This is a genomic window from Stenotrophomonas sp. YJH_SMC_48-3, assembly GCF_059369375.1.
Window position 1 is genome coordinate 79,834 of sequence record NZ_JCAFSQ010000001.1, and the last position, 11,002, is coordinate 90,835.

Sequence of the window (11,002 nt, forward strand, 5' to 3'; positions counted from 1 at the left end):
TTGAAGCACCTTCGCTAATGATCGAATTCTCCATCGTCGACTGGGCTGCCTGGGCGCCCGGCCTGAGCGAGCGTAGCCAGTGGCTGGGCTGGGCCGATGCGCCGTATCCGCCGGTTGGCGAAGACACGCCGCCGCTCGCCGAAATCCCGGCAATGCAGCGCCGCCGAATCGAGCGGCTGGGCCGGATGGCGATCCAGGCTGCCTGCTGGTGCGAGGACGGGCAGGGCGCTGACAGCCAGGTGCCGCTGGTGTTCGCCAGCCGCCACGGCGACGTGGCCCGTTCGATGGAGCTGCTGGGGGCGCTCGCCAGCGATCAGCCCCTGTCACCGACGGGGTTCGGCCTGTCGGTGCACAACGCGATCGCTGCGTTGTACTCGATCGCGCGCGGTCACCGCGGCAACTACCTGGCGCTGGCCGCCGGCCAGGCCACGGTCGAGACCGCCTGCCTGGAAGCGGCCGGTCTGCTCGCCGATGGCGCCCGCGAAGTGCGGGTGGTGGTCTATGAGTCGCCGCTTCCTGAAATTTACGCGACGTTTGCCGACGAACCTGACCCGTTCTTTGCATGGTGCTGGCGTTTGACCGCTCCGGCAGAGGGCCGGCCGACGCTGTCGCTGCAGTGGCAGCCGGCCGACGGCCAGGCCAGCACTGCGCCCGGCCTGCTGCCGCACGCGCTGGACCTGCACCGCTTTCTGCTGTCCGGCGCGCCGGCGCTGGAGCACGTGGCTCAGGGCCAGCGTTGGCGCTGGGGGCGCCGTGGCTGAGGCGCTGCGCCGTCTCGATCATGCCTGGCGGGTGCTCGGCACCGGCCTGAGCTTTGCCGCATTCGGCTTGGGCGGGCTGCTGCTCGGCGTTCTGGTGATGCCGGTGCTGCTGCTGATGCGTGATCCGGTGGCGCGGCGCCGCCGTGCCCGGCGCGTGGTCCAGGTCGCGTTCGCCAGCCATCTGCGGCTGATGCGCGGGCTGGGGGTGATGACCTACGAGATCGAGGGCGGCGAACGCCTGCAGCGCGACGGCCTGCTGGTGCTGGCCAACCACCCGACCCTGATCGACGTGGTCTGCCTGATCTCGCTGCTTCCCAACGCCGACTGCGTGGTCAAGCGGGCGGTGGCCTGCAACCCGTTCATGCGCGGCCCGGTGCGGGCTGCCGGCTACATTTCCAATGACGATGGCGCCGGCCTGGTCGATGACTGTGTGGCCGCAGTGCGCGCTGGAGGCACCCTGGTCATCTTCCCGGAAGGCACCCGCAGCGTGCCGGGGCAGCCACCGCGGCTGCAGCGCGGGGCCGCCAACATCGCCGTACGGGGCCGCATCGACGTCACCCCGGTGCGGATCACCTGCAGCCCGCCAACGCTGACCAAGGGGCAGAAGTGGTATCGTGTCCCGTCACGTCGCTTTCACGTTCGGCTGCAGATCGGCGAAGATATCCCGATCGCGCCATTTCTGGCCGAAGACGACTCGCCAAGGGGGGATGCCTTGGCGGCCCGTCGCGTCACCGAGCACCTTTCTCGTTATTTCGACCTGTCTGGAGATCCGAACCGTGCAAGCACTTGAGCACGAGATCAAGGAATTGATCATTTCCTCCCTTTCGCTGGAGGACATCACGCCGGAGGACATCGATCCGACCGCGCCGCTGTTCGTCGAGGGCCTTGGCCTGGATTCGATCGACGCGCTGGAGCTGGGACTGGCGCTGCAGAAGAAGTACGGTGTCAGCCTCTCGGCCGATTCGGAAGAAACCCGTCGCCATTTCTCCAGCGTGCGCGCGCTCGGCGAGTTCGTCGCCGCCCGCCAGTCGTAACGGCGCCAGGAATTGCCATGACCAAGAATGAACTGTTCGAACGCATCGTCAGCATCCTGACCGACAGCTTCGAGATCGAAACGGCCCGGATCACCCCGGAAGCCCGCCTGTACGACGACCTGGACATCGACAGCATCGATGCGGTGGACCTGATCGTGCAGCTCAAGCCGCTGCTCGGCCGCAACCTGCAGCCGGAAGCGTTCAAGGCCGTGTGTACCGTGCAGGACATCGTCGATGTGGTGCACAGGCTGCTGCCGGACCAGGCAGCCGCCTGACCGCAGCGCCGACGGCTCCACCATGGCACGCGCACGCACGGTCGTGGTGGCTGCGATCTCGCTGGCCTACCCGGTACTGGTGTACCTGGCGATGGGTCGTTTCGAGCCACGCTGGCTGTCGCTGCTGCTGTTCACCCTGGCCCTGCTGCGCGCGCTGAGTTCGCGCCAGCCGCTGTGGTGGGCCGCAGCGGCGGGCACCGGCCTGCTGGCGGTACTGGCTACCGTGCTCAACCAGGCCCTGCCACTGAAGCTGTACCCGGCGCTGGTCAATGCGGTGATGCTGGCAGTGTTCGGCACCAGCCTGCGCTTCGGGCCACCGCTGGTGGAGCGCCTGGCGCGGCTGCAGGAGCCGGACCTGCCCCCGTTCGCGGTGGCCTATACCCGACGCGTCACCCAGGTGTGGTGCGGGTTTTTCGTTCTCAACGGCAGCCTGGCCCTGCTGACCGCGCTGTACGCGTCGGACCGGGCCTGGATGCTCTACAACGGATTGTTGGCGTACGTCATGATGGGCGTGTTGTTCGCAGGTGAGTGGCTGGTGCGGCGGCGGGTGAAGGCGGCGCACGCGCATGGCTGAGTGGATTGCCCTTGACAGGCTGCTGCTGGCGGCGCTGCCGCATCGAAGCGTTGGCGTCTGCGATGGCGAGGTGATCGACCACGCCCACTTCCGCCAGCGCGTGCTGGCCTGGCGCGCCGCATTTGCGACGACCGAAGGGCGTGACTGGGCCCTGTATTTCGATGATGCGGTGGCCTTTGCCGCGGCGTTGTTCGGTGCCTGGCATGCCGGCAAGCGGGTGTTCCTGGCCGCCGACAACCTGCCGGCCACGTTGCAGGCGCTGCAACCGCAGGTGAGCGGTTTCGCAGGCGACGTGTCGGCCGACTATCGCCCGCTGGCGGCGCTGGACGCCACGCTGGACGACGGGCTGCAGGCGCTGGACGAGCGCGCCTGCGAGCTGTGCGTGTTCACCTCCGGCAGCACCGGCCAGCCGAGTGCGATCGGCAAGCGGCTGGACCAGCTGGCGCGCGAGGTGGATGCGCTGCAGGCTGCGTTCGGCGCACAGATGGAGGGCGTGCAGGTGCATGGCACGGTATCCCACCAGCACATCTACGGCCTGCTGTTCCGCGTGCTGTGGCCGTTGGCCGCCGGCCGCCTGATCCATCCACGCCGGTTCTTCCATGAAGACCTGGTGGGTGCGCTGGCCGGTACCGACACGGTGCTGGTGGCGACGCCAGCCCACCTCAAGCGCCTGCCCGAGCAGCTGGACTGGGCCAGCCTGCATGGCCGCCTGCGCGCGGTGTTCTCCTCAGGCGGCCCGCTGCCGGAAGAAGCCGCACGCCAGGTGCGGCAGTGGCTGGGTGTGGCGCCGACCGAGGTTTACGGCAGCAGCGAAACCGGTGGCATCGCCTGGCGCCGCTGGGACACCGACCTGCCACCGTGGCAACCGTTGCCGGGCGTGCAGTGGCGCATCGAGGATGGCTGCCTGGCCGTCGCCTCGGCGCATCTGGAAACCCTCGACTGGTGGCGTACCCAGGACCGCGTGGAAGCGTTGGCCGATGGCCGGTTCCGCCTGCTGGGCCGGGCCGATCGCATCGTCAAGATCGAAGAACGCCGCGTCTCGCTGGATGCACTGGAGCGCGCGCTGCGCGAAGACGCCGAAGTGGACGACGCGCGCGTGCTGGTCCTGCCCGGCCAGCGCGAGCAGCTGGCGGCCGTGGTGGTACCGGCTGACCGGGCGCTGCTGGCGGGTGGCGACACCGCGCGCCGCGCCCTGGGCCAGCGCCTTGGTGCGCGCCTGGCGCACGCGCATGACGCAGTGACCCGGCCGCGCCGTTGGCGCCTGGTGCAGGCGCTGCCGATCAATGCGCAGGGCAAGGTAACCCAGGCGGCGCTGGCAGCGCTGTTCCAGCCACTGATGCCGGTGCCGGTCTGGGACCGCCGCGACGCCGCCAGCGCCACCCTGCGCATGACCCTGGACCCGACGCTGCGGCCGTTCCAGGGCCACTTCCCCCAGGCAGCGATCCTGCCCGGCGTGGCGCAGCTGGATTGGGCGGTGCGTTTCGGCCGCCAGGTGTTCGCAATGCCGGCAGCGTTTCTGCGCATGGATGCGGTGAAATTCCAGCACGTGGCCCGCCCCGGCGATGAGCTGACCCTGCAGCTGGACTGGGATGCCGCACGCAGCGCGCTGGCCTTCCGTTACACCTCCAGCCATGGTGTGCATGCCAGCGGCAAAGTGGTCTTCGCCGATGCGGACTGATCCGGCCGTTGCCGGTGCCGCATTCGCGCCACTGGTGGTGATTCCCGTCTACGATCACGAGCACGCCATCGCGGCGGTGCTCGACGGCGTGCAGGCCGCGGGACTGCCCTGCCTGCTGGTCGACGATGGTTCGCACGATGGGTGCGCGGCGGTGCTGCGCGCGCTGGCACAACGCCAGGGTGTCGACCTGCTGCGCCTGGACGTGAACCAGGGCAAGGGCGGGGCAATGCTGGCCGGTTTCGCCGAGGCCGGCGCGCGAGGCTACAGCCACGTGCTGCAGATCGATGCCGACGGCCAGCATGATACGGCTGACCTGCCACGCTTCATCGAAGCCGCGCGCCTGCACCCGGGTGCAGTGATCTGTGGCATTCCGGCCTACGACGCCAGTGTTCCCAAGGCGCGCCTGTACGGTCGCTACGCCACCCACATCTGGGTCTGGATCAACACGCTGTCGCTGCACCTGCGCGACACCATGTGCGGCTTCCGCGTGTATCCACTGCCGCCGGTGCTGCGCGTGATCGGTGAAGAGACCATCGGCCGGCGCATGGACTTCGATACCGAAATAATGGTGCGCCTGTACTGGCGCGGGCTGCCGGTCGAGCACCTGGCCACGCGCGTGACCTATCCTGCCGATGGCGTGTCGCACTTCGATGTGTGGCGCGACAACGTGCGCATCAGCCGCATGCATACCCGTCTGTTCTTCGGCATGCTCTGGCGCGCGCCGCGCCTGCTGTGGCGCCGCCTGCGGGGGCAGCGCTGAGATGACGGCCGCGCAGGGCGCCCCACACTGGGCCGACATCGGCGAATCCACCTCGGTGGCCGGCGTGCTGTTCCTGTGCTGGGTGCACCGCTGGTTCGGGCGCTGGCCGTTCCGCCTGTGCGTGTGGCCGGTGGTGGCCTGCCATTGGCTGGGCAACCGTGTAGGGCGCCAGGCCTCGATGCAGTACCTGCAGCGGCTGCAGGCGCACAGCGGCGTGCTCGGCCGCGCGCCGAAACGGCGTGACAGCCTGCGCCACTTCTTTACCTTCGCCGACACGATGCTGGACAAGATCCTCGGCCTGGGCGGGCGCTACCCGGCCGAACGCATCCACCTGCACCGCGACCTGGTGCTGCAGAAGATCGCGCGCCGCGAGGGCGGGCTGATCCTCACCGCGCACATCGGCTGCCTGGAGCTGTGCCAGGTGCTGGCCGAGCAGGTGCCGGGATTCCGCATCACCGTGCTGGTGCATACCGCACACGCGCAGCGCTTCAACCGTCTGCTGCAGCGGCTGGACCCGCTGGCGGCGGTGGAACTGGTGCAGGTGACCGAAATGGGGCCGGCCACGGCGGTGATGCTGGCCGAGCGCGTTGCGGCGGGGGGCTTCGTTGCCATCGTCGGCGACCGCACGCCGGTACAGGGTGGCCGCAGCGTCACCGCCGATTTCCTTGGCCACCGCGCCCCGTTCCCGATCGGCGCCTATGTACTCGCCGCCGCGCTGGGGTGCCCGGTCTACACCATGGCCTGCCTGCACCAGGGCGAGGGCTATCGCGTTGCATTCGAACAGTTCGCCGACCGCATCGTGCTGCCGCGTGGCTCGCGCGACGCCGCACTGGCCGAACAGGCACAGCGCTTCGCGCGCTGGCTGGAACTGCAGGTCATCCAGTCCCCGTTGGACTGGTTCAATTTCTTCCCCTTCTGGGATCAGGCTCCGCATGACGACTGACGCCGTACCCGTGTGCCGCTTTGGCGATGCACCGTTGACCATCGAAGACGTGGTTGCCCTGGCCCAGCGCCAGTGCGAGGCCGCGCTGAGCGACGCGCCGGCGTTCCGCGCGCACATCCAGCGCGGCGCCGACTTCCTCGACCGACTGCTGCGCGAGGATGGCGTGATCTACGGTGTGACCACCGGCTATGGCGATTCGTGCACGGTGAACATCCCGCCGGCACTGGTGGCTGAACTGCCGCACCACCTGTACACCTACCATGGCTGCGGCCTGGGCCGTTACCTGGACCCGGTCGAGACCCGTGCGGTGCTGGCCGCGCGCCTGGCCTCGCTGGTGCGTGGCATGTCCGGTGTCAGTGTGCCGCTGCTGGAAGGCCTGGCCACGCTGCTGCAGCACGACGTGCTGCCGATGATTCCGGCCGAAGGCTCGGTCGGTGCCAGTGGTGACCTCACGCCGCTGTCCTACGTGGCGGCGGTGCTGTGCGGCGAGCGCGAGGTGCTGCACGACGGCCGCGTGCGGCCGGCAGCCGAGGTGCTGGCGAAGATCGGCATGACCCCGCTGAAGCTGCGGCCGAAGGAAGGCCTGGCGATCATGAACGGCACCGCCGTGATGACCGGCCTGGCCTGCCTGGCCTGGCAGCGCGCCGACTACCTGGCACGCATGGCCACGCGCCTGACCGCGTTCAACGTGCTGGCCAGCGACGGCAACGCGCACCACTTCGACGAAACCCTGTTCGCGGCCAAGCCGCATCCGGGCCAGGGCCGCATCGCCGCGCGCCTGCGCAGCGACCTGCACAGCGAGCGTCCGCCGCGCAATGAACAGCGCCTGCAGGACCGCTATTCGCTGCGCTGCGCGCCGCATGTGATCGGCGTGCTGGAGGACAGCCTGCCGTTCCTGCGCCAGCTGATCGAAACCGAACTGAACAGCGCCAACGACAATCCGCTGATCGATGCCGACGGCGAGCGCATCCTGCATGGCGGCCACTTCTACGGGGGCCACATCGCGCTGGCGATGGACACCCTGAAGAACACCGTGGCCAACGTTGCCGATCTGCTCGACCGCCAGCTGGCACTGGTGGTCGATGCCCGCTACAACCATGGGCTGCCTGCCAACCTGTCGGCGGCCACCGGCCCGCGCGCGGCCATCAACCATGGCCTGAAGGCACTGCAGATCAGCGTGTCGGCGTGGACCGCCGAAGCGCTGAAGCAGACCATGCCGGCCAGCGTGTTCTCGCGTTCGACCGAATGCCACAACCAGGACAAGGTCAGCATGGGCACCATCGCCGCGCGTGACTGCCTGCGCGTGATCGAACTGACTGAACAGGTGGTGGCCGCGATGCTGATCGCTGCCCGCCAGGGCCTGGCCCTGCGCGAACGGGTTGGCCTGAACGCGCAGCTGCATGGCAGTCTGGCCGACATGTACGCCGACCTGGGGCAGCGCATCGCCCTGGTTGAAGAAGACCGCGCGCTGGATCGCGAACTGCGGGAACTGCTGGTGGAGATCCGCGCGCAACGTTGGGAGCTGTACGCCGGTGAATGAGGTTATTGAACGGGTTGGCGAAATTGCGTTGACGCCCGCCTTCCATGACTGCGATCCGATGAACGTGGTCTGGCATGGCAACTATTTCAAGTACTTCGAGATCGCGCGCTGCGCGCTGCTCGGGCGCTACGACTACGACTATCCACAGATGCTCGAATCGGGCTACCTGTGGCCGGTGGTCGATGCGCGGGTGAAGTACGTGCGCCCGCTGCTGTTCAACCAGGCCCTGCGCGTGGTCGCGCGCATCGTGGAATGGGAGAACCGGCTGAAGATCGAGTATGAAATCCTCGATGCGGAAAGCGGCCAGGTGCTGACCCGCGCGATGACCATCCAGGTCGCGGTGGACGCGGGCAGCAAGGAAATGCTGTACCAGTGCCCGCCGGTACTGTGGGAACGCCTGGGAGTGCCTGCACCGTGAACACCCTTGTCCGTCTTTCCAGCGCGCTGCTGTGCGCGCTGATCTTCGTTGCCGCACCGCAGGTGCAGGCGGCCGACCCCGCCATTGATGCGATCACTCAGGCGGTGGCGCGGCCGGACGTGCTGCGTGGCCAGTTCAGCCAGGAAAAGCAGGTCAGCGGCTTCAGGAACCCGCTGCGCTCGCAGGGCCAGTTCGTGGTCGCGCGCCAGCATGGCGTGATCTGGACCACGCTCAAGCCGTTCCCCTCCGAAGTGGTGGTCACCGCCGACCGCATCCTCAGCCGCCAGCGCGATGGCAGCACCCGTGTCGAGCTCGATGCACGGCAGCAGCCGGCGATGCGTTCGGTGAACGCGATCATGTTCGCGCTGATGAGTGGCGACGTGCAGGCGCTGTCCGGCCAGTTCAACGTGGCGGCCAGCCGTGAAGGGCAGGGCTGGCGGCTGCGGCTGACGCCGAAGTCGGCGATGCTGGCCAAGGCCTTCCAGTCGCTGACCCTGCAAGGTGACCGCTACGTGCGCCAGGTCGAGATCGTCGAGGCCAACAAGGACCGCACGCAGATCCAGTTCAGCGCGTTGAGCGAGGCGCCGGCCACGCTCAATGCCGACGAGGCCCGCCGCTTTGAGTGAGGCCGTGGCATCGAACCCACCGGACCGGTTGCGGCGCTGGTGGCACTGGCTGGGCATTGCCTGGCTGCTGGTGCTGCTGGCGCTGGGCGCACAGCAGTGGCAGCTGTGGAGCCAGCAATCGCGGATCGACACCGACATCCTCGCGTTGCTGCCGCAGGATGCGCATGACCGCCTGTTGAGCGACGTCACCCGGCGCATCGCCGATGGCAGTTCACGGCAGGTGGTGGTGCTGCTGGGCAGCCAGGACGGTGCCGCCGCCAAGCGCGCGCAGTCCGCGTTCGCTGCGGCTATGGCCAAGGATGCCGATCACGCGTTGCTGGTGCCCAGTGGTTCCATCGAGGGCTGGTTCGATGAGGCGCGCGCGTTCTACGCGCCGTACCGCGACCGCCTGCTGACCCCGGCCCAGCGCGAGCAGCTGCAGGGCAGCGAGCCGGGCGCGTTGGCGGAGCAGGCGTTGGCTGCGCTGTACGGTCCGATGGGCGCCCCACGCCTGACCGATTGGCGCCAGGACCCGCTGTCGCTGTGGCCGCAATGGTGGCAGCAGCAGGCGCAGGGCTCGGGGTTACGGCTGGGCGATGACGGCCTGCTCGAAGCCGAGGGCAGGCATTGGGCCGTGCTGCAGTTCGATACACCTGGTTCGGCATTCCAGCTTGACGGCGAACGCCATCTCGATGGCCTGCTGGAACGCGCCGGAAAGGCGGCCAAGGCCGTAGCACCGGAGCTGGAGATCCTGCACGCCGGCGTGCCGCTGCATGCCGAAGCGGCCGCAGTGCAGGCCAACCGTGAGATCAACACGATCGGCTGGGGCTCGCTGGCCGCGGTGCTGCTGCTGGTGTGGCTGGCGTTCCGTTCGCTGCGCCCGATCCTGCTGGTCGCCGCGTCATTGCTGATCGGCTGTGGCGTGGCGCTGGCGGTGACCGTGCTGGTGTTTGGCAAGGTGCACGTGCTGACCCTGGTGTTCGGTGCATCGCTGGTGGGTGTGGCCGAGGATTACGGCATCCACTGGTTCGCCTCGCGCCAGGCCGAGCCGGCCGATCGTCGCTGGAAGCTGCTGCGGCACCTGCTGCCGGGCCTGTGGCTGGCCCTGCTGACCAGCGCGCTGGCCTACCTGGCACTGGGCCTGGCCCCGTTCCCGGGCCTGCGCCAGATGGCACTGTTCTCGGTGGTCGGTCTGGCCGCTGCTTTCCTCACGGTGATCTTCTGGTTCCCGTGGCTGGATGGTGGTGAGATCCGCCAGACCCGTTTCTCGCAGTGGCTGGGCAACACGCTCGAGCGCTTCCCGCGCCTGCATGGGCGTCGCCGGGTGACGGTGTTCGTGCTGGTCGCGCTGGCATTGTCTGCAATCGGCATCGCTCGCCTGCACAGCAACGACGACCTGCGCAGCCTGCAGTCATCACCGCCAGCGTTGATGGCCCAGCAGATCCGCCTGAGCCAGCTGCTGGGCATGCCCAGCCCGGCGCAGTTCTACCTGGTGCAGGGCGCCGATGCCGCGCAGCTGCTGCAGCGCGAGGAAGCACTGACCGAGCGCCTGCGTGCGCTCGCCCATGACCGGCGCATCGGTGGTTACCGCGCGATCAGCGATTGGCTGCCGTCGCCCGCGCGCCAGCAGGCCGATGCCGCGCTGACCGCGAAGGTGGAACCGGATGTGCTATCGGCCGTGTCCGATGCCGTGGGCGAGCCGCTGCAGCGACCGCAGTTCGCGGATGCGCCGCTTACCGCCGAAGCCTTTCTGGCCTCGCCCGCCTCGCAGCCGTTCCGTCACCTGTGGGTGGGCGCGGTGGGCGGGCAGATGATCAGCGTGGTGATGGTCGATGACCTGTCGCGTGCCGATGCGCTGACCACCCTGCGTGGCGCGGCCGAGGGCCTGCCCGGCGTGCGCTGGGTGGACCGCACCGCCGACTTCTCGCAGCTGCTGGGCCGCTACCGCAAGCTGATGGGCGGCCTGCTGCTGGTCGGCATCGTGCTGGTGTTCGGCGCGCTGTGGCTGCGCTACCGACGCCAGGCCTGGCGCGTGTTCGCACCGACCCTGATTGCCGGTGCACTGACCCTGGGCCTGCTGGGCCTGTTCGGCCAGCCGCTGCAGCTGTTCAACGTGCTGGCGCTGATGCTGCTGCTGGGCATGGGCATCGACTACGGCATCTTCCTGATCGAGCACCGCGGTGATGCCAGTGCCTGGCTGGCGGTGTGCGTGGGCGCGGCCAGTACCTGGCTGTCGTTCGGCCTGCTGGGCCTGTCGCAGACTCCGGCGCTGCGCGCGTTCGGCCTGACCCTGCTGTTCGGCATCGGCCTGGTCTGGCTGATCTCGCCGCTGTTCCGGCCGCCGCCGCAAGACCTGCCTTCGGCTTGATTCTGCCTTCCGGCTTCCTTCTTTCCACTTGATCGAGCAACAAGGA

12 protein-coding genes are annotated in these 11,002 nt (G+C 68.7%); all 12 read left to right on the plus strand.

Going from position 1 to position 11,002, the window contains the following annotated elements; translation table 11 throughout:
* Positions 1 to 17 precede the first annotated feature (17 nt).
* From AC5P65_RS00340 to AC5P65_RS00395, 12 genes are read left to right on the plus strand one after another with little or no spacing between them, the layout of a single operon-like run.
* On the plus strand, positions 18 to 761 hold the full coding sequence (locus AC5P65_RS00340; protein ID WP_111098821.1) for a beta-ketoacyl synthase chain length factor: 744 nt from the start codon (positions 18 to 20) through the stop codon (positions 759 to 761).
* The gene (locus AC5P65_RS00345) at positions 754 to 1,551 is read left to right on the plus strand and encodes a lysophospholipid acyltransferase family protein (RefSeq protein WP_021203501.1); all 798 of its coding nucleotides are present in this window, start codon (positions 754 to 756) and stop codon (positions 1,549 to 1,551) included. Before AC5P65_RS00340 ends, AC5P65_RS00345 begins: the two co-directional genes overlap by 8 nt.
* Positions 1,538 to 1,795: a phosphopantetheine-binding protein gene (locus AC5P65_RS00350; protein WP_005411610.1), complete on the plus strand. Its 258-nt coding sequence runs from the start codon at positions 1,538 to 1,540 to the stop codon at positions 1,793 to 1,795. The genes AC5P65_RS00345 and AC5P65_RS00350 overlap by 14 nt, the downstream gene beginning before the upstream one ends.
* A 17-nt stretch (positions 1,796 to 1,812) precedes the next feature.
* Positions 1,813 to 2,070: an acyl carrier protein gene (locus AC5P65_RS00355; protein ID WP_495215349.1), complete on the plus strand. Its 258-nt coding sequence runs from the start codon at positions 1,813 to 1,815 to the stop codon at positions 2,068 to 2,070.
* Positions 2,071 to 2,092: 22 nt separating this feature from the next.
* On the plus strand, positions 2,093 to 2,644 hold the full coding sequence (locus tag AC5P65_RS00360; protein WP_026347223.1) for a COG4648 family protein: 552 nt from the start codon (positions 2,093 to 2,095) through the stop codon (positions 2,642 to 2,644).
* Positions 2,637 to 4,322: an ApeI family dehydratase gene (locus AC5P65_RS00365; RefSeq protein ID WP_111098820.1), complete on the plus strand. Its 1,686-nt coding sequence runs from the start codon at positions 2,637 to 2,639 to the stop codon at positions 4,320 to 4,322. The genes AC5P65_RS00360 and AC5P65_RS00365 overlap by 8 nt, the downstream gene beginning before the upstream one ends.
* Positions 4,312 to 5,082: a glycosyltransferase family 2 protein gene (locus tag AC5P65_RS00370; RefSeq protein WP_021203499.1), complete on the plus strand. Its 771-nt coding sequence runs from the start codon at positions 4,312 to 4,314 to the stop codon at positions 5,080 to 5,082. Before AC5P65_RS00365 ends, AC5P65_RS00370 begins: the two co-directional genes overlap by 11 nt.
* A 1-nt stretch (position 5,083) precedes the next feature.
* Positions 5,084 to 6,025, plus strand: coding sequence for a lysophospholipid acyltransferase family protein (locus AC5P65_RS00375; protein WP_021203498.1), 942 nt, complete (start codon positions 5,084 to 5,086; stop codon positions 6,023 to 6,025).
* Positions 6,015 to 7,565 (plus strand): HAL/PAL/TAL family ammonia-lyase, encoded by a 1,551-nt coding sequence (locus tag AC5P65_RS00380; protein WP_014038932.1) that lies wholly within the window; start codon positions 6,015 to 6,017, stop codon positions 7,563 to 7,565. The genes AC5P65_RS00375 and AC5P65_RS00380 overlap by 11 nt, the downstream gene beginning before the upstream one ends.
* Positions 7,558 to 7,983 carry an acyl-CoA thioesterase gene (locus AC5P65_RS00385; RefSeq protein ID WP_111098819.1) on the plus strand — a complete coding sequence of 142 codons (426 nt, stop codon included), beginning with the start codon at positions 7,558 to 7,560 and terminating at the stop codon, positions 7,981 to 7,983. Before AC5P65_RS00380 ends, AC5P65_RS00385 begins: the two co-directional genes overlap by 8 nt.
* Positions 7,980 to 8,609, plus strand: a complete 630-nt coding sequence (locus AC5P65_RS00390; RefSeq protein WP_111098818.1) for a LolA family protein — start codon at positions 7,980 to 7,982, stop codon at positions 8,607 to 8,609. The genes AC5P65_RS00385 and AC5P65_RS00390 overlap by 4 nt, the downstream gene beginning before the upstream one ends.
* Positions 8,581 to 10,956 carry an MMPL family transporter gene (locus AC5P65_RS00395; RefSeq protein WP_495215353.1) on the plus strand — a complete coding sequence of 792 codons (2,376 nt, stop codon included), beginning with the start codon at positions 8,581 to 8,583 and terminating at the stop codon, positions 10,954 to 10,956. The genes AC5P65_RS00390 and AC5P65_RS00395 overlap by 29 nt, the downstream gene beginning before the upstream one ends.
* The last annotated feature ends 46 nt before the right edge of the window (positions 10,957 to 11,002 follow it).